Origin of the sequence: Bradyrhizobium sp. SMVTL-02, assembly GCF_051853005.1 — a bacterium.
Classification (GTDB): domain Bacteria; phylum Pseudomonadota; class Alphaproteobacteria; order Rhizobiales; family Xanthobacteraceae; genus Bradyrhizobium.
This window is the reverse complement of the sequence record NZ_CP182469.1, coordinates 4,103,904-4,123,488: the sequence shown is the minus strand read 5'-3', so window position 1 is coordinate 4,123,488 and position 19,585 is coordinate 4,103,904. Positions and strand designations below refer to the sequence as shown.

At 60.7% G+C, this 19,585-nt stretch carries 21 protein-coding genes, 1 tRNA gene and 2 pseudogenes; 15 read left to right on the top strand and 9 right to left on the bottom strand.

The window, feature by feature from the left end; genetic code table 11:
• Positions 1–144: 144 nt before the first annotated feature.
• Positions 145–783: a glutathione S-transferase family protein gene (locus ACNJYB_RS19385; RefSeq protein ID WP_439375387.1), complete on the top strand. Its 639-nt coding sequence runs from the start codon at positions 145–147 to the stop codon at positions 781–783.
• 133 nt (positions 784–916) lie between these two features.
• On the opposite strand, the gene ACNJYB_RS19380 is transcribed toward ACNJYB_RS19385, so the two are convergent.
• From ACNJYB_RS19380 to ACNJYB_RS19370, 3 genes are read right to left on the bottom strand one after another with little or no spacing between them, the layout of a single operon-like run.
• Positions 917–1,078: a hypothetical protein gene (locus ACNJYB_RS19380; protein WP_212336736.1), complete on the bottom strand. Its 162-nt coding sequence runs from the start codon at positions 1,076–1,078 to the stop codon at positions 917–919.
• 5 nt (positions 1,079–1,083) lie between these two features.
• Entirely contained in the window at positions 1,084–1,326 is a 243-nt protein-coding gene (locus ACNJYB_RS19375) for a hypothetical protein (RefSeq protein WP_439375386.1), read from the bottom strand.
• A 53-nt stretch (positions 1,327–1,379) separates the two neighbouring features.
• Positions 1,380–1,634 (bottom strand): PilZ domain-containing protein, encoded by a 255-nt coding sequence (locus ACNJYB_RS19370; protein ID WP_439375385.1) that lies wholly within the window; start codon positions 1,632–1,634, stop codon positions 1,380–1,382.
• 227 nt (positions 1,635–1,861) lie between these two features.
• Between ACNJYB_RS19370 and ACNJYB_RS19365 the strand changes: the two genes are divergently transcribed.
• The 5 genes and pseudogenes from ACNJYB_RS19365 to ACNJYB_RS19345 form a co-directional block, all read left to right on the top strand.
• Positions 1,862–1,936: transfer RNA gene (locus ACNJYB_RS19365), tRNA-Glu, on the top strand.
• Positions 1,937–2,484: 548 nt separating this feature from the next.
• Complete coding sequence (locus ACNJYB_RS19360) at positions 2,485–3,237, top strand: hypothetical protein (RefSeq protein WP_439375384.1); 753 nt, start codon at positions 2,485–2,487, stop codon at positions 3,235–3,237.
• Complete coding sequence (locus ACNJYB_RS19355) at positions 3,238–3,840, top strand: HEAT repeat domain-containing protein (protein ID WP_439375382.1); 603 nt, start codon at positions 3,238–3,240, stop codon at positions 3,838–3,840.
• Positions 3,841–3,844: 4 nt separating this feature from the next.
• Complete coding sequence (locus ACNJYB_RS19350) at positions 3,845–4,411, top strand: hypothetical protein (protein WP_439375381.1); 567 nt, start codon at positions 3,845–3,847, stop codon at positions 4,409–4,411.
• 515 nt (positions 4,412–4,926) lie between these two features.
• A pseudogene (locus tag ACNJYB_RS19345) lies at positions 4,927–6,020 on the top strand (IS3 family transposase); the annotation flags it as partial.
• A 304-nt stretch (positions 6,021–6,324) separates the two neighbouring features.
• Here the strand turns inward: ACNJYB_RS19345 and ACNJYB_RS19340 are convergent.
• Entirely contained in the window at positions 6,325–6,513 is a 189-nt protein-coding gene (locus ACNJYB_RS19340; protein ID WP_439375380.1) for a hypothetical protein, read from the bottom strand.
• Positions 6,514–6,663: 150 nt separating this feature from the next.
• Positions 6,664–6,786: a hypothetical protein gene (locus tag ACNJYB_RS19335; RefSeq protein ID WP_439375379.1), complete on the bottom strand. Its 123-nt coding sequence runs from the start codon at positions 6,784–6,786 to the stop codon at positions 6,664–6,666.
• 463 nt (positions 6,787–7,249) lie between these two features.
• On the opposite strand from ACNJYB_RS19335, the gene ACNJYB_RS19330 reads away from it, so the two are divergent.
• The 3 genes from ACNJYB_RS19330 to ACNJYB_RS19320 all read left to right on the top strand — a co-directional run bounded on the left by ACNJYB_RS19330 (position 7,250) and on the right by ACNJYB_RS19320 (position 9,973).
• Entirely contained in the window at positions 7,250–7,498 is a 249-nt protein-coding gene (locus tag ACNJYB_RS19330) for a hypothetical protein (protein WP_439375378.1), read from the top strand.
• Between the two features lie 1,227 nt (positions 7,499–8,725).
• Complete coding sequence (locus tag ACNJYB_RS19325) at positions 8,726–9,343, top strand: LabA-like NYN domain-containing protein (protein WP_439375377.1); 618 nt, start codon at positions 8,726–8,728, stop codon at positions 9,341–9,343.
• Positions 9,344–9,805: 462 nt separating this feature from the next.
• Positions 9,806–9,973 (top strand): hypothetical protein, encoded by a 168-nt coding sequence (locus ACNJYB_RS19320; protein WP_439375376.1) that lies wholly within the window; start codon positions 9,806–9,808, stop codon positions 9,971–9,973.
• 410 nt (positions 9,974–10,383) lie between these two features.
• On the opposite strand, the gene ACNJYB_RS19315 is transcribed toward ACNJYB_RS19320, so the two are convergent.
• Positions 10,384–10,608: a hypothetical protein gene (locus ACNJYB_RS19315; RefSeq protein ID WP_439375375.1), complete on the bottom strand. Its 225-nt coding sequence runs from the start codon at positions 10,606–10,608 to the stop codon at positions 10,384–10,386.
• Positions 10,609–11,867: 1,259 nt separating this feature from the next.
• Positions 11,868–12,224, bottom strand: coding sequence for a hypothetical protein (locus ACNJYB_RS19310; RefSeq protein ID WP_439375374.1), 357 nt, complete (start codon positions 12,222–12,224; stop codon positions 11,868–11,870).
• A 203-nt stretch (positions 12,225–12,427) separates the two neighbouring features.
• On the opposite strand from ACNJYB_RS19310, the gene ACNJYB_RS19305 reads away from it, so the two are divergent.
• Complete coding sequence (locus ACNJYB_RS19305) at positions 12,428–12,901, top strand: ATP-dependent DNA ligase (RefSeq protein WP_439375595.1); 474 nt, start codon at positions 12,428–12,430, stop codon at positions 12,899–12,901.
• Positions 12,902–13,210: 309 nt separating this feature from the next.
• Here ACNJYB_RS19305 and ACNJYB_RS19300 read toward each other — a convergent pair.
• A protein-coding gene (locus tag ACNJYB_RS19300) for an IS3 family transposase (RefSeq protein ID WP_439368046.1) occupies positions 13,211–14,388 on the bottom strand; the annotation gives its coding sequence in 2 pieces (ribosomal slippage) (positions 13,211–14,091 and positions 14,091–14,388; 1,179 coding nt in all).
• Positions 14,389–14,479: 91 nt separating this feature from the next.
• On the opposite strand from ACNJYB_RS19300, the gene ACNJYB_RS19295 reads away from it, so the two are divergent.
• The 5 genes and pseudogenes from ACNJYB_RS19295 to ACNJYB_RS19275 all read left to right on the top strand — a co-directional run.
• Entirely contained in the window at positions 14,480–14,731 is a 252-nt protein-coding gene (locus ACNJYB_RS19295) for a hypothetical protein (RefSeq protein ID WP_439375373.1), read from the top strand.
• 74 nt (positions 14,732–14,805) lie between these two features.
• The gene (locus ACNJYB_RS19290) at positions 14,806–15,651 is read left to right on the top strand and encodes a tetratricopeptide repeat protein (RefSeq protein ID WP_439375372.1); all 846 of its coding nucleotides are present in this window, start codon (positions 14,806–14,808) and stop codon (positions 15,649–15,651) included.
• Between the two features lie 157 nt (positions 15,652–15,808).
• Positions 15,809–17,557 carry a caspase family protein gene (locus tag ACNJYB_RS19285; protein WP_439375371.1) on the top strand — a complete coding sequence of 583 codons (1,749 nt, stop codon included), beginning with the start codon at positions 15,809–15,811 and terminating at the stop codon, positions 17,555–17,557.
• A gap of 182 nt (positions 17,558–17,739) precedes the next feature.
• Positions 17,740–18,297, top strand: coding sequence for a hypothetical protein (locus ACNJYB_RS19280; protein ID WP_439375370.1), 558 nt, complete (start codon positions 17,740–17,742; stop codon positions 18,295–18,297).
• Positions 18,298–18,472: 175 nt separating this feature from the next.
• Positions 18,473–18,790, top strand: a pseudogene (locus ACNJYB_RS19275) (transposase); the annotation flags it as partial.
• A 470-nt stretch (positions 18,791–19,260) separates the two neighbouring features.
• Here the strand turns inward: ACNJYB_RS19275 and ACNJYB_RS19270 are convergent.
• A complete protein-coding gene (locus ACNJYB_RS19270; protein ID WP_439375369.1) occupies positions 19,261–19,491 on the bottom strand; it encodes a hypothetical protein in 231 nt (76 codons plus the stop codon).
• Between the last annotated feature and the right edge of the window lie 94 nt (positions 19,492–19,585).

Sequence of the window (19,585 nt, the reverse complement as noted above, 5' to 3'; positions counted from 1 at the left end):
ACTGATTACAGGCTTACTTTGCGATGAAGAGCTCCGCCCCGGGCGGAGCTTTTTGCATGAGGGGCTCGCCGCAATCGCAGAGGCTGGCGCGGCGAAATTCCGCTATCACCCGCGCGAGACAGGATGCGCCGCGGGAGAAGCTTCATGCCTGACGCCAAGCTGACGATCTGGGGCCGCGCCAACTCGGTCAACGTGCAGAAGGTGCTGTGGTGCCTCACCGAGCTCGGCCTCGCTTACGAGCGCATCGATGCCGGCATGCAATACGGCAAGACCCGCGAGGCCGACTATCTCGCGATGAACCCCAATGCGCGGATCCCGACGCTGGTCGAGGGCGACTTCGTGCTGTGGGAGTCGAACTCCATCATGCGCTATCTCTGCCTCGCGCATGGACGCGGCACCCCGATCTATCCGGAGGCGCCGAAGCTTCGCTCCAGCGTCGACCGCTGGCTGGACTGGACGCTGTCGGCGGTGCAGCCGGTCGACCGCCCGGTGTTCTGGGGCATCGTGCGCACCGCGCCCGCCGAGCGCGACATGATCCAGGTGCAGCGCGATGCCGATGCCGCCGCCGAGGTCTGGGCGATCGCCGACAAGCTGCTCGCCTCGCGCCGCTTCATCGAGGGCGAGCAGTTCACGCTCGCCGACATCGCGATCGGCTCCTATGCGCGGCGCTGGCTCGGCGTCGAGGGCATCAGCCGGCCGGCGCAGCCGAACCTGACGCGCTGGCTCGCCGAGCTCGGCAAGCGAAGCGGATTTGCACAATTCGTCGCACCGCCGATGTCGTGAGCCGGCGGCGCGGCTCAACCGTCGACGCGCGCACGGGAAATCGCCGTTTGGCCGCAACCTTTCGCCGTGGCTGCGCGACTTGACGGCTACTGTGCATGGGGTTGTTTTCGAACTTTTTGTTTGCCCACGTCGCCTAGCGCCGCTCGACCAGCACCACGCAGATGATCAGCAGCAGCGTCACCGCTGCTGTGGCGAGCTTTGCCGTCCAGCTGAGGCCGCGGCCGACCCACCACAGCAGCGCGCAATACATCAGCACGGGGACGACGATATCGAGCCGCAACAGATCCGGCGGCATGCGGCTCAGCGCCTGACGCCGGCGTCGAGGCTGATCGCGCCGCCGATCTTCACGCAGGTGCCGGTCGCCTCGACCAGATGGAAGCCGGCGCCATACGATGCGCAGGCATTCGCCTTCGCCGCGGCGGATGCGCCCTTCAGCGGCAACGCCCCCGCCCGCGGCGGCTCGGATGGCGGAAGGCGCAGCCCCTCGGCCTTGGCGGCGGAGGTCATGAGCAACGTGATGAAGATGAGGAGCAGCGCACGCATGCCGACCTTCTAGCCCGGACGGCCGCCGCGCGCCATCCGGCCGGCGCGTGAGCTCAGATGAACCTGACGCCGGCCGACTTGCCGCGGCGCCAGATCACCTGGCAGCTCCGCCCGGTGCGCGCATCGCGCGCAAACGCCAGCCGGATCACGCCCGGCAGCTGGCTCGCGTCCTCGTCCATCGTGATCTTGGCGCCGGTGTCGGAGATGTCCTGGACCAGGCAATGCCGTGCCGCGAACCCGCCGTCGAGCGTGATCCAGGCATGCCGGGACAGCAGCTTGCGGTCTGCGCGCTTCTTGGGCTGTGGCATCGGCGAAAACTCTCCCCCTCCGACGCTAGCTCAGGGAACCCTAAGAAATCCTTGTAATCGCCTCCCAATGATCCCGGCGGCGACGCTATCCACCGGTTCCAAAAGACGTTCCCGAACGGCTTGCCCGGAGCCGCAAAGGCCACTATACGTTCGCCCGCCGCAAGCCGCCGGGCCCGACTCGGATCGGTCGGCGGCCGTGCCGCCACAAGCGGCAGGGCCCTGCGTTTGCTCCCTTCGTCTATCGGTTAGGACGCCACCCTTTCACGGTGGAGAGAGCGGTTCGATTCCGCTAGGGAGCGCCATAGAAATCAATCACTTAGCCCTCTTCTCTGCAGCCCTGTCCAACACATGGCCAATAAACGCGTGTGGACTCGTGAGCAGCGCCAGACCGCCAATCTCGCAGTTGGAGCCAGTGTGCCGGGATTGGACGAACAATGCGGATCTCTCGCTCGCGCGCGACGCGCCGCTTCGGATTGGCGGCAAACGGTAGAGCCGCTGCTGATCCGGATCGCGGGCTCGTCAATGATTGCGCTGGTGTCGCGACATGCTGCCGTTCCCCTCACGCAAGCCTCACGTAATTCCAAATTGCTATGGTCATTTCCGGGTGGCGCGGCTCGCCGCCATGGTTAGAAATGCGGTCGCAGCGGTTCAGAGTTTGTTCACTGTAACACCGCTTCCTCTCTCAGAGGCACTCTTGACGAGAGGCACTCTTGACGCCAACGGGACGCAGGAACATCTGTCCGCTTGACTGGATGGGCCAGATGCAGGCACCCTGCCTTTAAGCAGCGCTTTCTTCAGACAAATCATGCATAACGTCCGAAATATCGCTAGTTCGCCGACCGAGGGAAGTATGTCGCATGACGCGCTAGATGGTTGGCTGGCAGAAGGCCTCCGGCTTTCCTTTTTTGGCGTCTCTGGATGGTCCCAACGCGCGATCTTCAAGGAGATCTCGGGCGTCGAGCCAGCTGCGACCACGGCCCAGCGCATGATGCAAGTGTACCAGGAGGCCGGCGACGTCTCGCACGCGCACCTGACTATCGTGCAGCAGGCCAATCGAATTGACGTTGTGCTGGGCGACCGACCCACTCAGAACACGGTCGATCCATCTCTGCCTGGCTACAAGCCTTTCTTTTCAATCGGACCATTTCGGCAGAGCCTCGAGTCATTCGACAGCTTCGCTGGAAAGGCCGTCGCTCTACTTCCCAACGCGATCCGAGTCGCCTACGCGATTACGCTCATTCGACCAACGTCGGGCTCAAAAGAAGCAATCCGCGCTATACACAAACTGATCCCGAGAATTCCAGTCGATCCAGAGAATGACACGGATCTGCTCTTTCAGATCAATCGGCCGACACGCGACGACCGCGGGCTCTTGATCAACCGCCTTGCCAAGTGGGAGGCGCTTCAGGTCACAACCGTTCGCGTAAACCCTATGGGAGGTCCCATTCCGATTATGCCGGCAACTCCCCCTGTTTCGGCCGCCCAGATTTACATCGATGCTAATACAGATGCAGGAAATATCGTTCCACTTAACAATTTGTCAGAGCTTCTCAGCGAGTTGCGACAACACGCAGTGAAACTTGCTGAAGCCGGAGAGGCATAGATGAGCGATTTCGTTACTTACCCGCTTTCAAATCGCGGGCAGCGAACGATGCTTGAAGACAGCACGGTCGCGACTGTACCGATCAGTTCGTCAACCGCTACTACGCTCTTGAGCCAAGCGTTCAACCGTGCAGTAGCATCTCCGTCCTACACGTTCCTTACCTCGTTCGATCAATACCAGAAGATATTCTCGGGCCAGTGCGATCGCGTTCACTCGTTCATCTACGGTCAACTTGATAACGTCGATCAATCCGATGATGACCAAAATGAGGAAGTTGTTGACTGCATCGCCCGCGTAATCGACCTAGTCGGCGAGCCCGCTTCATGCACGGCAGTACTTGAGGCGGGGATCCTGAAGGAAAATCTTTCGGCGCTTGAGCCGTTGCTGTTGGCCATTGGGACATCACGCCACAGAGATACCGAGTATCTACGCGCAGAGGCTTTGCACGGCTACGCCAAGGACCCGGACTATCGAGTACGCAGGGCCGCCGTGCGGGCTTTGGGGCGCATGAAAGCGTTGCCCGCCAAACACGCGCTGGAAGAGATCAGCAGTCAGAAGGAAATGGGCGAGATCGCCCTCCTCGCCGCGGCAATGCTTCGGTAGCTGCGTGGCGTCGTTATTCATACGAAAAAGTCGTAGGGGCGATTGGGACAAAGTCGACCCCGGTGCGGCAGCGGACCTTTCTTTCCCAGCCGACGTTCTGTCAGATATTCTTGATGAAGAAAACGAAGTATCCGTCTGGGAGGTCGACGAAGCGCTCGACCCCGGCGAGGTCGACGTTATAGCTGCAGCCCTTCATAATCGAGGCGTAGGCAATCTTTCAGACGTAACACTTCGTGTAATTAGTGAGTTCAAGGTCAAGGATAAAGATCGGGGACTTGGCCTTGCCATGAAAACGACTAAGGGAGAGTCGTTGGATCGCGTGCTGAACAAGGCCGGCAAACATCACGTAATAGTAATCAAGTCGGTCGGCGATGCGATTGAGTTAGCGAAAGCCTTCAAAGCTCGTCCGCCCGTGAACCGCAACCAAGGTGAGGTCATGCAGGCCATGGCGACGGGGCTTGCCTCTGGAAGAATTTCGCCCGACGACGTTTCGGGAAGCTTGATGAAGAAGCTATTCGAACAGGGTTATTTACAGTTGAAGCTCCCCGCAGATAAGCCGGACCAGGCTTAAAGTATTCGGGCAGCTCCTTTCCCGAAAGACCTAGAGGCCGGAGTGCTCATTAGTTCGCGGTCCCGAGCTTTGAGACCGCAAGGCGTACAATACTACAAGGCCCGCCAGCGTGAACCGGCGGGATTTCTGACAATCATGCGCTCGTGGCCCGGCGCGGTTCTTGTCCGGTGATCGCGCGCCGGGCCTAACCATTCCCCGCTTCCCCCGTGAGGTTTGGCTAACCTGAGGATAAAGCGATTCTCGAAGACCTTATACTTGTTTGTGCAAGCCCCAGAACGCGATCAGCAGAAGGGCGATGGCCCCATTCCGAGCAATAAGAGAACGGTTTCCAGCATGACGAATCAAGCTCCGTTCTCGTGGAAAGTACACCGACGAAAACTCGCCTAATAGCCGGTCGTGAAGTCCATATGTGCCTGAAACAAACGAGCCAGCGTGAACCTGAGGTGGACCCCGGATTTTGGACCGGCGGCTTAGGTGGTGCGGATGCCGTTCCGTTTTGATAAACGGAGCGGACCATGAAGAAGACGAGACGGACAATCGATGCGGCGCTGAAGGCAAAGATCGCCTTGGAAGCGCTGCGAGAACAATCAACGGTGACGGATCTGGCACAGCGCTACCAGGTGCATGTGAATCGGATTTATGCCTGGAAGAAACAGCTTCAGGATCAAGCGGTTCGGGCGTTCGACGCGGGCGCTGGTCGGGATGGCGAGGCAGCCCACGAACTGGAGGTCGAGAAGCTCCACGCCAAGATCGGACAGTTGACGGTTGAGCGGGATTTCTTAGCCAGGAGGTCCGGAAGATGAGCGCGCCGGATCGCCGAGGATTGCTTCAGCGCGATCATGCGAGTCTATCGATCCGCCGGCAATGCCAATTGCTGAGCGTTGCGCGATCGAGCGTGTATCGGTCGCCGCTGCCGGCCAATGACAACGACCTTGAGCTGATGCGGCGGATCGACGAGCTGTTCACGGCCTGGCCGTTCCTGGGCTCGCGGCGGATGACGGCGATCCTCAATGGCGAAGGCTGTCGCATCAATCGCAAGCGCGTGCAGCGGTTGATGCGCAAGATGGGCATCGCGGCGCTGGGACCAAAGCCCAGAACCACAAAGCCGGCGCCGGGACACAAGATCTTCCCGTATCTCCTGCGCCATATGGTGATCGACCGACCGAATCAAGTGTGGGCTGCCGACATCACCTATGTGCCGATCGGCCAGGGCTTTCTATATCTGGTGGCGATCATCGATTGGGCGAGCCGTGCGGTGCTGGCCTGGCGCCTGTCGAACACGATGGACACATCGTTCTGCGTGTCTGCGCTCGAAGAGGCCTTGGCGCGCTTCGGCCCGCCTGAGAGCTTCAATACCGATCAGGGTAGCCAGTTCACCAGCGCCGCCTTCACCGGCACGCTGGCCGCCACCGGCGTCAGGATCTCGATGGACGGTCGTGGGCGCTGGATGGACAACGTGTTCATCGAGCGGCTGTGGCGCTCGCTCAAATACGAGGACATCTATCTCAAGGGTTATTCGGATGGCCACAAGGCCAAAGCCGGAATCGCCCGATGGATCGAATTTTACAATTTCCAGCGCCCTCATCAGGCGCTGGAAAACCGCGCGCCGATGGCGGTCTGGCGGGCCGGTGTCACCGGCGCATTCGGCGAACAGGCTGTGGATATGACGCTTCTCGCAAGCGAGAAGCTTGGACAACGCTACGCGTTACCCACATCCCCACAGCCACAACAGCAGCAGGCAAGAGTAGCGTAAAGTTACTGGGAAGAACGAACGGCAGCAGCTCCACTTAAAAAACCGGACCCAGTGGTCCTCAGCATGGGGTCCACTTCAAACCGGCGTTCGCCGGGGGTGACCACCCGGTGACCGGCGCCCCGATCGGGGTATGAGCGCGCGACCGAAGCCCGCCCTTAAGCTAGCGGTCCTGCTCCTCATAGGCGTCAGCCATTTTAAACAACATCGCAGCGAGGCCCCGCTTGCGTGCAGCGGTCGCCACCCACTGGTCCCCATCCTGGTCACGCCAGTGGCTGGACTCCAATTTGAGCGCATCCTCAATGTATCGCGTGGCCTGGCATCGATAGTCGTCAATCAGTTCTTGGAACATCGGTGAGTCCCGAAGACGATTCATGGTCCGACTGCCAAGCTAACCAGGATGCGCCGGTCAGATCTATGCCGCGCTTGCCACACTGATCCGAATTCGGTGTGCGGGACCGAAGCCCCGGCCCTTGTCGTCATTTGGAGCGGTAGAGCCGGATCAGCGCGTTCGCCTGAGCGAGGCGATAGTGCTGGGCTCGCTCGGCGTCAGTTTCTGGTTGCCGTACTTGCGCTCAACCTCGTCGACGTCTTGCGGCTTTGGACTTGTCTTCAGGATGTCCATGGGACCTTCTCCGGTTTTGGATGACGAACTGCGCCCAGCCGAAGCCAAGCGCGCGCGAATGGCGTGTTGTGGAGAAGGCCGAGGCTCGACTTTGTCGCTGGCCGCTTGGATTCTGGCCTGAAGGCGCTGGTCGCTCTGGGCTCTGGACGTTGGTGCGAGAAACCGGCTCGCTCGACCCGAAAGAAAACCTAGTGTCCGGCGGGGCCAACGCAAGCTTGCGAGCGCCACCGGGATTTAACTACCGCCTCAGTCGTTTGCGGTGCGTCATCCAGTCGCTGCCGGTTGCGCTTCCTGTGGGTTCGGTGCCTGCGCTTTTCCACACCCACGACGCGCAGTGGCTCGCGCGCGCTCCGGAGCCCAAGTAATTTATAATTTGACTCTCGGCGGCGTCGCGCTTCGATAGCGGCATGCCTCGCCCTGCCCGACACCACACGCCTACCCACGCCGACGGCCGTTCGGCGAGATGCGCGAGATGGGCCTCCGCGGCGTCCTGGTCTACTGCCATTGCGGGCATCACGTCGCTCTGAGCGCCGATCGCTGGCCTGACGATGTTCGCCTGTCTGATATCGAGCCGCAGTTCGTCTGCGGCGCATGCGGCAGCCGCGGAGCCGATGTCCGGCCCGACTTCGATCGAGGCAATCCGCGGCTTGCGGTCATCGGCAAGAAAGAGGCCGCCAACTATGGCGGCCTCTTTCAACAGGGAGGGAGTTAGTGAAACGTTACGATTGCAGCCATGCCGAACGCCATGATGCAGGCGGCGGCTATACCTGGATGCGAACGGCGGACATTGCCGCGGTCAACGACCCGCAGTGATGATCGCGGTCAGGGTCTGCTCTCCTTCTACACGCCTACAAACCTGCGGGAGCTACTCGCGAGCCGCGCGGATGCACCCTTGCGACCGAAGAAAGCACAGAAAACACCACCAAAGAGTGGCCTGTTCGGCTCCTAGACTTCAGGCGTGAACGACCCATCGCAGACTGAAGTGCGAAAGCTGCCAAAAAGGAGATTGCCGATCCATCCGGCAATCCAACTCCAGGGGGTATCTGTCAATTCTTCTTGAATTTGCTTGCGTTTTTTTGTCTGCGCCGGGCGCAATCTACGGTCCTAGCTACGTGCTCTGGAGCGCTGCTTCGCGACCGTAGTTCGCAGCAAGTTCGCGCAGCGCGCCGGCCTGGCCCGGCACCCTGCTCTCCTCCGCCAGCTTCAGGCAAAGCCGCTCGAACCGCCCGAGCCCGTCGATGATGTGATGATCCCCCCACGGGGCGGAGCAGACTCCCGGGACGAATCAAACTCAACTCTTTCCTGCATCGTTTTCGCGGTTGTAGCATGCCCCGTACGTAACCAGGGGAATGCGCGTGCCTGACGATTTAGACAAGCACGCCGGGGCGCATCGGCGCCGATCAATCCTTCACCCGCCCCGACGAGGCAGCCTAGACGAGTAATCCGCGAAATAAGTTCGTGCCGAATTGGCTGCACGTCTCACATCAAGTCAAGTTCATCCTGCTTCGAGATGGAGCCGTAAGAAGCAACTGGAACATGGCACGTGCGGCCATATACTGTGCTGCAGGTTTGCTACGTTCGATGCCGACTAAGAGGGGCCGCCCAAACTGATCAGAAACAGACCATCGCCAAGTACGACCACGCTTGGCGACAACGCGATCAAAGAGAACGAATTCGCCGACAGCCATGGAAATGCCCCGCGCTTCGTACCACATCATTTTCAAATATCAGAATACACGAGAAATTTAGCGAAACAACTTCCGGCGTACGCCAAAGTTCCTACCGTCAGCCTACTCGCGATAACTCGTTTGAAGTCTAAAGCATTTGGCGCAACCCGCGATCTCAGGTAGCCTCTCCGACACAATGCGCTCAGGGTATCTGCGCCTCCGACTTGGCTCCGCTCTGCCGCACAGACTTGCGTCTCCGAGGTTTAAGCCAAATGTCACCTTCTCCTACCAACAAGATCGCGCTCTTTATCGACGGGGCCAATCTCTACGCGACGGCGAAAACTTTGGGTTTCGACATCGACTACAAGCGCCTGCTGAAGGAGTTTCAGAGCCGCGGGACGCTGCTCCGGGCGTTCTACTACACCGCCATCATCGAGGATCAGGAATACTCCTCAATCCGTCCGCTGATCGACTGGCTGCACTACAACGGCTACACCGTCGTCACCAAGGCGACCAAGGAGTTCGTCGACGCCTCCGGCCGTCGCAAGGTCAAGGGCAACATGGACATCGAGCTGGCCGTCGACGCCATGGAGCTCGCCGAGCACATCGACCAGATGGTGCTGTTCTCCGGCGACGGCGACTTCCGCTCCCTGGTCGAGGCCGTCCAGCGCCGTGGCGTGCGGGTCACCGTGGTCTCCACCATCGCCAGCCAGCCGCCGATGATCGCCGACGAGCTGCGCCGCCAGGCCGACGTCTTCACCGACCTCGTCGAGCTGCAATCCAAGCTCGGCCGCGGCCCCTCCGAACGCCCCGCCCCGCGCGACCGCGAAGCACGGGGACATTTCGCGAAATTCTTGCAGGAGCCGAAGGGGAATGACCCACCGGAGTGAAACTTGCTCGAGCGGCTCCGCTCGCCCCTCTTGCTGCACAGCGCCAAAGCCTAGCCCCGCGGGAAGCTTCACTGAAGTGCAGGTCGTGCCGCACGCCGCGATACGCGCCGCCGGCACATGATCAAGCTGAAAGAGACACGGCAAATCACACCGTACAAATGGGTTCGCCCGACCGAGGAGCGGTAGAGACCCGCTGCCCCTCGAAGCGGCGAGTTTCCTGTTTGCGCTTGTCCGATGGTCTCACGTGCTCGTCCGTAATTTTCCGGGCTGTCGCATTTCGTTGGTTTTAGTAATTCCGACGAACGATAGTCCTCATGATTCACCCCCCGACCATCAAGCAGAAGCTCTCGCCGCGATGAGAAAAGCTCTGGCAGCAACGTGCCCCGTGGAGCGAGAAAAGTGGCTGCGAATCGCATCGGCGTGGAACAACTTAGCGAACCTACTCGAACGTAAAGGCGCGGCGTGACTAAGTTCGCCCCGAGCCGGCCTTTTGCCGATCCAGAGGCCGCCGCGCGCAAGCTGATCGAGCTTGCCAAGAGCATCGAGCCGGTCCAGGACGGCCGCATCCACATCGAGAAGATCAACGCGCCGTTCCTGTCGCAGAACGGGCTGCAAGGCGACAGGCGCTGAGTTCGGGGCCGGCACCAAGTTGGCAGCCGAGCGCGGCTGGCCTCGAGCTGCACGAGAGCGGCACCTATGTGAGGCTGCTGCCGCCGGGCGAAGATCTGTTCAAATAGGAACAAGAGAAACCGGCTGGTCATTGTCATCAGCCGGCTCGGACCACGCCGGCGGAGCGGCCCTGGCCTTACCCCCCTACTCTGCGAGCCGGGGCCGTCTCTCCGGCTTTCACAGTGAACGAGCGCGGCCCAACTCGTTGAGGCCGCGGTACCGGGCCAAGGCGTCACGAAAGCCCAGTTCCAACAACCTGCATCGACGATGGGGAACTCGCAATTTGGCAACTGGCCTACCTCGGATGCTGTCAGTCGGTGCCCGCGTGCCCAACACGCGCGCGCCCGCAGGAATAAGATCCTCTTGAATGGTCAGTCGGCCTTGGCGACACGGATCATGTAGGCGGCAAATGACAGCAGCTCGAACGCGGTAAAATCGCCTTCGAGATGGATTTGCTGGGCGCCGCGCTGATAATCGACAATCCAAAATTTGTCGTAAAGGCCGCCACTGTTGGTCACGATGCGGTCGATACGCTTACAAGCCGTTTCGAGGTGCTCGGCTTCGTCGCTGGTTTCAATGAGTTCAGTCAGTCTCATGCGCAACCCTTCTGCTTAACCGATCCCATGCACCCCCGAACATCGTCGCGCTGTTTGAGCAATGCTTTGGGAAATGCACGGTTGCTATCGTGATTGTGCCCGGGGGACGTTCTGCTAGTCGAGCAGGTCGACCGGTTGTCGCACCTCACCGCCGCCGACTGGGACCCGCTGAACATGAGCTGGACGCCCGCAAGGTCCGCGTCGTGGCGCTGGACCTGCCGACGTCGTGGAGCATGGCGACCACGGGCAAAGTCGATAGCTTCACCGAGCGGATGTTCTCGGCCATCATGTTAATTACGTTCCTAAGGTACTTAGGAAACTGCGATTTTTAACTTAGGCCACTGAGCTCGCCAGCCGCCCCTGGGCCGAGGGCCCCGACGGGTCGGTGAAAGGTTCCCTTTTACGCCCGATTGCCACCACCCGCGAATGGCACAAGCCGACCAGCCCGATTGCCGCGGCCGGGGGGTGGTGGCGCCCGAAATTGCGCGGCTTGCTCTCCCGACCGCGCTGATTTGCCTAGCCTGACGGCCTTCGGCCTCGGCCATGAGGACGTGTTCGCTGTCCAACCATCAACGCCGCAAAGGCGATGATCGCGATGCCGTCAACGGCAAGTGCATAGCTTTCGTAAGGCAACCATCATCCCCTGTGCCCCCAGCGTCCGAAGGCTAACCGATTCACCATCTCCGCTCGGTTCGCTTTGCGACACTGGGCTGATCGAGACCCAGCCCAACCGACATGCGCTATGCAGCCAGCCAGGGACCAATCAAAAACAAGCCGCACGTCACGCCAATCTGGTGATAAGTGGCCGCCGGCATCCAAAACGCGCCAGCGAATATGCTACGCCCGGAAAATGGCACGGGAGGGGAGCAATGACCTTAGATCCCGATGAGACGGTGACGTTGTATGGTGAAGGCCGGATGACTTTGCGGCAGCCATCAAGCGCGTGATGGCTCAGAAGCTGAGGGGCATGGATGCCACCGTCTTCCGCTATCGCGAGCCGTCGATCCTCGAGCTGGTTGACCTGGAGGAGCTGGTGGCTAACGGGGAATAGCGTGGGTCAGACCGTGTACCGCATTCAGGCTGATCCGGCCGCTGCCGAGGCCCTGCTGGCAACATGGAGCGCATAGTCGCCAATCCCAGACTGAACCTTTCTCCCGGTCCGCTGCGCTGAACACCGAGCGCGCCAAGCCAGCGGCGTTGCTCTCGTTCACGCTCTCAGTTCTCTAACCGTTGCGTCCCGCCGGGCGGCCCAGCGCCGTTCAAGCTGCTTGGCCTTCGCCGCCGGAGCCGCCTCCCCGCGGCGAAGCTTCATCATCAGGTGGCTCGACAGCGACTTCAGCATCGTGGGCCTGCGCATTTTCAGGTGAAGAGGTTCGGATCGAACGGTCCCCACCCGCCTTCAGCGCAATCACGGCAAATACCCACGCAAGGATCCAGCAAATGGACCACAGCAGAAAGCCGAAACCCTTTCCGGCCGCCAAGCCAGCTAAAAACGAACACGCGTATGAGAAGAATGGCCATTTGCGGGGCCCTCCAGCCGAGAGCACCGCTCCAACCGAGACCAGAAACGGGGCGAAAGAGACGGCTATGACCCCGATCGTTTCGAGCGTGTCCATGGTGCTGAGGCCACCCTAGGGGTTTTCCTCCAGCGTAGTATTGAGCGGGACGTGAACGAAGCTGGATCGATAGTTAACCTTGATAGGCGCAATGCAATCTATCTCGTGCCTTTGAGCGCGCCGGCAAGACGCTTGGCGTGGGCACCGTGGTGCAACGGGGTTACCCGCGTTAGTGGGTCGTTCGCGACGGCGACCGCGTCCGGCTGTTCTCGCGCAATGGCTACGACTGGACCGCCCGCTTCCCATGGATCATTGAGGCCGCCCGCAAGATCCGCCAGAAGCGCTTCGTCCTCGATGGGGAAGCCGTCGTGCTTGGCGTTGATGGCGTGCCGGATTTCAACGCCTTGCACAGCCGGCAGCATGACGAGGAGGTTCAGCTCTGCGCATTCGACCTCCTTGTCGAGAACGGTGACGATCTCCGCAAGCTTCCCCTCCACCTTCGGAAAAATGCTCTCCGGCGCCTTTTAGCGCGGCGTCCAGAAGGCATCTTCGTCAGCCCGTTTGAGCAAGGAGCGATCGGGCCGGACCTCTTTCAGGCGGCCTGTAAAATGGGCCTGGAGGGGATCGTCTCCAAACACCGTGATCGACCCTACCAGGGCGGCCGATCGAAATACTGGATCAAGGTCAAAAATCGGACTCATCCGGCGATGTACCGCGTGATGGGCGCACTAGCGTAAGGGGCCGGGAGGCCGCCATCCACAGCCGTCGGACGCTTAAAGCCCCCCTTCCGGCGGGGCGCTTTTTTGCGGGCTGCGCCGACCCTGGCTGGACGTGTGACTTCAACAGTTCGTCCAAGCATCACACGTGGTGCCCCACGCGCTTAACGGCGGCTGCTGGGGCACCTCTGCCAACCAGCTCCTCCTAGGCGTTTGCCTCCGACCGGCCCCGACAGTAAAGCCGCTTTGTCCAGACGGATCGGCTCCGTTCCACTGAGCTTCCGTTTGGTCACATCGACGACTGATCCTCCACCGAAAAAATGGACAGGGTTAAGCTGCTTTTAGCTCCATCTCGATCGGGCTGATAAAGCCGATGGCGGAGTGACGGCGAACTCGATTGTAGAAGCCCTCGATATAGGCAAAGAGATCCCGTGTGGCTTCTGCCCGCGTTTCATAGTGCCGGTGGTGAACGAGCTCCGTCTTGAGCGTGTGAAAGAAGCTCTCCATCGGGGCATTGTCATAGCAGTCGCCCTTGCGGCTCATCGAGGCTCTGAGGCCGGTGGCTTGCATCAGCTTGCGATAATCCGCCGAGGCATATTGAACGCCGCGATCGGAATGGTGGATCAGGCCGGCATTTGGCCGCTGCGCCGCGATTGCCATCCGCAACGCCGCCAGAGGCAGCTCGGCGCGCAAATGATCCGCCATCGCCCAGCCGACGATCTTGCGGCTGTAGAGGTCCATGACCGTGGCCAGATAGAGCCAGCCCTGATCAGTCTGGACATAGGTGATGTCGGCGAGCCAGATGCGGTTCGGCGCGGCGGCGACGAAGTTGCGCTCGAGCAAGTTCGCCGCGATCGGGAAATCGTGACGGCTGTCGGTGGTGCGCACCCGTCGCGGCCTCGCCATGATGGCTCTGATACCGTGACGACGCATCAACCGCTCGATGCGACCACGGCTCGCTCCACGGCCTTGGGCTCTCAGCTCGGCATGGATGCGCGGGCTGCCGTAGCGGCCGTTTGTGTCGCGATGAACCCGCTTGATGTCGTCGACGAGCTCACGGTTGGCAATGGCCTGCTGGCTCTCAGGGCGCGCTCGCCAGGCGTAATATCCAGCAGGCGAGACGCCAAGCACGTCGCACATGATCGTCACTGGATAGTCGGCGCGGCGATCTTCGATGAAGCGAAATCTCATTTCTGAACTCCAGCAAAGATCGCAATGGACTTTTTTAAAATATCGCGCTCCATGCGCAGCCGGTCGTTCTCGCGCTGCAGACGAGCGATCTCCGCCGCGTGGTCCGCCGACGGCAGCGTCGCCTGCGTTGCGGGGCGCCGCGCCGCCGCCGTCGGCTCCAGCCGGGCCCCTCGCTGCTCCACCCACCGCCGTAGCACGGAATCACGCAAGCCAAGTTCCTTGGCAACCGAGCCGATCGAGCGACCGCTAGACGCTACGAGATCAACCGCTTGCCGCTTGTAGTCATCGGTAAACGAGCGACGTTGACGTCCTTCCATCCGACACCTCCTGGCTCTTCGAGCCTACTACGGGTGTCCATCAATTCGGAGGAGGTTCAGACATTACGCGTCGTCTGGCTTTGCAGCAAGCATGGCGCAGAAGTTCGGCAACGACCGACTACGACGGCGCGCGCCCGGATCGCTGAAAGGGTTTCGTTTGCTGTTGTTTCTGGCGGCGGCCAGCTGCCTCGACGGCGTTTGCGCGTCCTGGAACATCATTCTCCCGACCTCGTCTTTGCTGGCATTGCCGGAAACGGTGATGTTCATGCTGATATTATTATTGGTAGTCCCGCAGCCGCCGCTCAGGTTTTGTCCCGGCCGCCGGACTGAAGGCAAAGAATAGGTAACCCCGCTTGCGTTCGCGTCTTCGTTGCTGAACACTGGCGCCTTTCAAGCTAAGTCATTTTAGGGGGGCATATGAAGAGGCTATTGCTGTTCGGTCTTCTGTTCGCCGGAAGCTTCATCGCGTCGTCGTCGGTCATGGCGCGGGCCGGCGGTGGCGGGTACATCCATTCGAGCGCGCCGGCGAGGTCGGTCAGCACCTTCAGGGCATCCCCGATTGTGCGTTCGGCACCGGTCTATCGGACGATGCCCGCGCGAGTCTATGCGCCCCGGCAGTATGTCCAACCGAATCCCGTCATCCACATTGGGCCGGTTCACACGATGCAGCGGGCGGCGTTCGCGCCCCGCAATCCCATCTTGGCTAACCCTGTCCGCCTTGCTCCCGAGCGCTTTGTGAGGTTTCGCGGCGGCACAATCGGATTGCCAGCGCTAACGGCGCTGTCAGCTCCGATAATTTTGGATCTGCCCGAGCTGGGTGAGATCGTCGTTCCGCAAGAGACTTATGTGACCGTGTACCCCCTGTTGATCTCGGAAAGCGAAGCGGATCGTGATCTGGCCTTCACGATGCTCAGAGAGCAAGCCGAGCAGAATCCGGACAGCCGTGTGGCCGCTGCTTCACCGCAGGCGCTGCCGACCGCTGCTGCGCCCCCACCGGCCCCAGCGACGCCTACGTCGTATATGAAAGGGCGCGCTGCGCTTGACCGAGGTGATTTTGATGCGGCCATCGCGGAATTCACCGCTGCGATCACCGATGATCCGAAAGACACCTTTTCATACATAAGGCGTGCTTCAGCGTATGAGGAAAAGGGTGAGACTGCATCGGCGATTGCCGATTACCGTCAAGTCCTGAAGCTTGTTGATGCCGATATCGGCGCCCCATACATGGCTAAGATTCGGAGGCTGGAAAAAACAAAAAAATGATGGCTGGTCGATAAAGCTCTAATCGGCGCTGGCGGCTCCCGCCGGACTGGGGCGTCGCAGTGTGATCTCCCTCACGTTAGGCGCGATCCAAGTCGCTCAAATGGACGTTTCCGATGATAGGTTGAAGTAAGACGAATTCCGATCTCTGGGGCTAAGGATGCGGTCGGTACTTCTGGTCATTCTAGCGCTGATCGTGATGTTCACGGGCGGCACGGCGCGCGCGGAAAAGCGTGTCGCCCTAATCATCGGCATGTCGAAATACGAGCGGGTCCCCCAACTCGCGAACCCGGCGAGCGACGCCGATGCAGTATCCTCTCTGTTCAAAAGCGTCGGGTTCGACGTAGTCAATACCGAGCATGACCTCGGCATCGCCAGCTTCCGCCAGTCCATACGCAATTTCTCAGATATCGCCCGGGGCGCGGACATCGCGGTGGTGTACTACGCCGGGCATGGCATCGAAGTCGACGGGGTCAATTATCTCATTCCCGCCGACGCCAAGCTGTTGAGCGACTTTGATATCGAGGACGAGACCATCTCGCTTGACCGCGTTCTGAAGGGGCTGGAGGGTGCGAAGCGGCTCAAGCTCATCGTTCTCGACGCGTGCCGCGATAATCCGTTCGCCAAAACGATGAGACGAACCGTTTCCAGCCGTTCGATTGGCCGCGGTCTTGCCAAGGTCGAGCCCGCGATGTCGGACACGCTGATCGCATTCGCAGCGAAGGCCGGCGCGGTCGCAAGCGACGGGGATGGCGAGCACAGCCCATTCGCGACGGCGCTCGTCAGAAATATCGCTGAGCCGGGCCTGGACCTTCGCCTCGCATTCGGGCGTATCCGCGACGAAGTCCTCAAGGCAACTGCGAACCGTCAGGAACCCTTTGTCTACGGCTCGCTTGGCGGCGAGACGATGGCGCTGGTTCCCAAGCAGATCGACTTGGATACGGCTGCGCGCGTCGACTACGAGTTGGCGGCGCAGGTCAGCACGATGGACGCCTGGCGCTCATTCCTTGCCGCCCACGGAAGCGGACTATATGCGGATCTCGCACGAGCGCAGCTGACCAAGCTGCAGGAAGCGCAGCTTGCGCGAGAAAAGGCTGACGCAGCGCGACGAAACGCCGAAGTCCAGGCGACGCAGAAGGCCGAGGACCTGCGCAGGCAGCTGGAAGAGCAAAGCGCGCGTCAGACAGCGGAGGCCAAGCAGAAAATTTCCGAGCAGGCCAAGAAGGAGCTTGAGGAAAGCCGCCGCCAGCTCGCTGCACAGGCCAAGAAAGAGCTGGACGATGCGAGAAAGCAGGTTGAGTTGGCGCAGCAGCAGGCCGAAGAGGCCCGCAAGCAGCTTGAGGACATCCGCCGTCAGGCCGCTGCCGACGCCCAGGCGCAGGTCGAGCGCGCCAGACGAGAGGCCAGAGAGGAAGCGGCGAAAATGTCTTCCCTCGCGCCCGCACCAGTCCCACAGGCTCCCCCGCTTCCTTCGCCCCAGATCGATGCCTCCGATGTCGCGCGGCTACTGCAAGCCCACCTCAAACGCGTCGGCTGTGATCCAGGGAGCAGCGAGGGCCGCTGGGATGACAGATCCAGAAAGGCGCTCGCTCTGTTCAACCAGTATGCGAAAACAAACTTTGACATCAAGGTTGCGAGCCTGGACGCGCTGGACACCGTACGCGGCAGGAAGGACCGGGTTTGTCCACTGATCTGCGCCAAAGGACAGCGGGTTGACGGCGATCTTTGCATTCAGATCAGCTGCGGGAAGGACTATTTTCTGAACTCGAACGGGGAATGCGAGAAGCGATCAGAGCCGCCGCCAAAGCCGCGCGAGCTCGCTCGCGAGCAGTCGCCGAAGGTACAGGCCCCTCGGCCATCGGTGGGTGGAAAATGCTTCAGCTTCGGCGGGAAGACCTATTGCGAGTGACCATTCCGTTCGATTTTGACGTGTCGATTCCGACAGAGACCTCAGTATGATGACCCACGACTCGCCCTCCTTGTTTGAGGCTATGCCCGGTCCAACGGGACATACAGGACGCCAGGGTGGCCGCCTTTTCGGCGGAGGCGCAAAAGAATTTAGATTCATTGGGGTGTAGAGGAAAGGTTCACATGGGTTTGGCCCGTTCAGCCGTTAGTGTTGTTTTCATCGGCCTCGTGTGGATGGGAGCGGCTCCAGCGACGGCTGCTCCGCAACAACTGATGAACAAAACGGTTACGTTGAGTTGGACCGCACAGGCTGTTGTGCGCGATCCCAATGGAAAGGAGAGGCAGACCCGCAACGACATCAAGTACATTATCTACATTAGCTCATTGGGTCGGTTGTTCGAGTACTCGTCGCGATCGATCGGGAGGCGCACCCAGGGCGGAGATGTCGACCCGAACGCGGCGAAAACCGGAATCGGTGAAGCCAGAGGGCTGCGATTTGAGGGCAACCAGCTTGTCGCCTACCGCGGTTATGCGGGCGGCGGCGGTTCGGGCGCGATGCGCGCCGTCGCGACCTTCGATAGCAGCTACTCCAGCTGCACCGTGGCCGTTGTGGTTGGCAAAGAGAACGGCAAAACCATTAAGCGCCAGGGGTTCGATGGCGTCGTGCGCGAGGTTCTCTCAGTAGAAACATTGGGTGCCACCTGCTCAATTCAAAACGGCAATGCATTCGCGAACCGGTAGCATCAGCATCAGCATCTGATCGGGGGCACCTACATGCTTACGCATTAGCTCGCCGCACTATATCGCGTCATGGCAGCGGCTGGCCTAAGCGCCCGTTACTCACAAATCGCTCAGCCGCGGTCCGCTTTCGGGGGATTTTGTTGCAGAACTACCTTGAGGAGCGGTGCGAACCGTGATTCCGTCGAAGAAGCGGCTATCGACGGAGAGATTCGATGATGGGGCGGCGCAAGGCGAGCAGGGTCATCTGTTCTATGCGTTCGACCTCGAGGCCGTAGTGCCGGACGACCATCAGGTTCGGCAAATTGCGGCAGTTCTCGATCTGTCGTGGGTGCGCGTCGAGCTTGCGCCGCATTACTCCAACACTGGCCGACCATCGGTCGATCCGGAGCTGATGATCCGGATGCTCATCCTTGGCGTATTCGCGATCCGCTCGGAGCGCGCACTATGCCGCGAGGTTCAGCTCAATCTCGCCTATCGCTGGTTCTGCGGCCTCGCCGCAGCTTTTGGGCGCACGCCCAGCTGTCGGCATACAGGTTGCCGTTCCAGCCGCATGGCCCTTCGTCTGGCACGTCAGCGGGCGAGGCATCCCAAGGCCGCAGGGAAAGCCCCACAATGGTGGGCGGTTAGAGGCGGAGGCAAAACGTACCGGACGAAGCCTGTCCGCCGAAATCGAAGCTCGCCTCGCCGCATCGTTTGCTCGGAAAAACCAGCGCAACGACTACGTGCGCGCTCTAAGCTACCTCTTTGATCAGGCACATGAACTGTACGAGCCCGAGGGGCAATCCGGCGGGCTGTTAAGGAGCAGCCCGTGGTGGCGTCAACACTTGCGGGCCAGGCCACCTGATCTTGTATTTCTTCGCCAGCCCATAGGTGCGAGCGATGCCAGGCCAGACCTCGTCGGCCTTGGCACGTTGCGAGCCTTCCGAAAAGCCTTCTCTCAACGCAAGCCGAGCGGATGGCGAGCTATTCTACCTTTTTGATTTTCTTTTCGAGGTGCCCGTTTTTGTGATCGTGAACCAGCTGGCTTAGCGATGTCTCATTGAGATGCTGGAACACTTCACCCAGCTTCGCTGTCTCCGGGTGGCCGGCGGCGAAGGTGTTGCCGTAAATCTTGCGCAGTGTACGAATAAGGGTGTTGCCGTGCTTCTTGCTGATCTCACCGTTCTTGTCACGGTGGCGGTCGTCGATGGACATCGCGGCCCTCCCTTATGTCTTGCGCTTGCTCGGGCAGCCTAGCGTCATTAGGTCGGCGGCATCAACCCATGCAGACGTTGTTTCGGTGCAATCG

Coding starts and splice junctions, on each gene's coding strand:
- ACNJYB_RS19385 (WP_439375387.1), top strand. CDS start 145: ATGCCTGACGCCAAGCTGACGATCTGGGGCCGCGCCAACTCGGTCAAC.
- ACNJYB_RS19380 (WP_212336736.1), bottom strand. CDS start 1,078: ATGCCGCCGGATCTGTTGCGGCTCGATATCGTCGTCCCCGTGCTGATG.
- ACNJYB_RS19375 (WP_439375386.1), bottom strand. CDS start 1,326: ATGCGTGCGCTGCTCCTCATCTTCATCACGTTGCTCATGACCTCCGCC.
- ACNJYB_RS19370 (WP_439375385.1), bottom strand. CDS start 1,634: ATGCCACAGCCCAAGAAGCGCGCAGACCGCAAGCTGCTGTCCCGGCAT.
- ACNJYB_RS19360 (WP_439375384.1), top strand. CDS start 2,485: ATGTCGCATGACGCGCTAGATGGTTGGCTGGCAGAAGGCCTCCGGCTT.
- ACNJYB_RS19355 (WP_439375382.1), top strand. CDS start 3,238: ATGAGCGATTTCGTTACTTACCCGCTTTCAAATCGCGGGCAGCGAACG.
- ACNJYB_RS19340 (WP_439375380.1), bottom strand. CDS start 6,513: ATGTTCCAAGAACTGATTGACGACTATCGATGCCAGGCCACGCGATAC.
- ACNJYB_RS19335 (WP_439375379.1), bottom strand. CDS start 6,786: ATGGACATCCTGAAGACAAGTCCAAAGCCGCAAGACGTCGACGAGGTT.
- ACNJYB_RS19330 (WP_439375378.1), top strand. CDS start 7,250: ATGCGCGAGATGGGCCTCCGCGGCGTCCTGGTCTACTGCCATTGCGGG.
- ACNJYB_RS19325 (WP_439375377.1), top strand. CDS start 8,726: ATGTCACCTTCTCCTACCAACAAGATCGCGCTCTTTATCGACGGGGCC.
- ACNJYB_RS19315 (WP_439375375.1), bottom strand. CDS start 10,608: ATGAGACTGACTGAACTCATTGAAACCAGCGACGAAGCCGAGCACCTC.
- ACNJYB_RS19310 (WP_439375374.1), bottom strand. CDS start 12,224: ATGGACACGCTCGAAACGATCGGGGTCATAGCCGTCTCTTTCGCCCCG.
- ACNJYB_RS19295 (WP_439375373.1), top strand. CDS start 14,480: ATGGCGCAGAAGTTCGGCAACGACCGACTACGACGGCGCGCGCCCGGA.
- ACNJYB_RS19290 (WP_439375372.1), top strand. CDS start 14,806: ATGAAGAGGCTATTGCTGTTCGGTCTTCTGTTCGCCGGAAGCTTCATC.
- ACNJYB_RS19285 (WP_439375371.1), top strand. CDS start 15,809: ATGCGGTCGGTACTTCTGGTCATTCTAGCGCTGATCGTGATGTTCACG.
- ACNJYB_RS19280 (WP_439375370.1), top strand. CDS start 17,740: ATGGGTTTGGCCCGTTCAGCCGTTAGTGTTGTTTTCATCGGCCTCGTG.
- ACNJYB_RS19270 (WP_439375369.1), bottom strand. CDS start 19,491: ATGTCCATCGACGACCGCCACCGTGACAAGAACGGTGAGATCAGCAAG.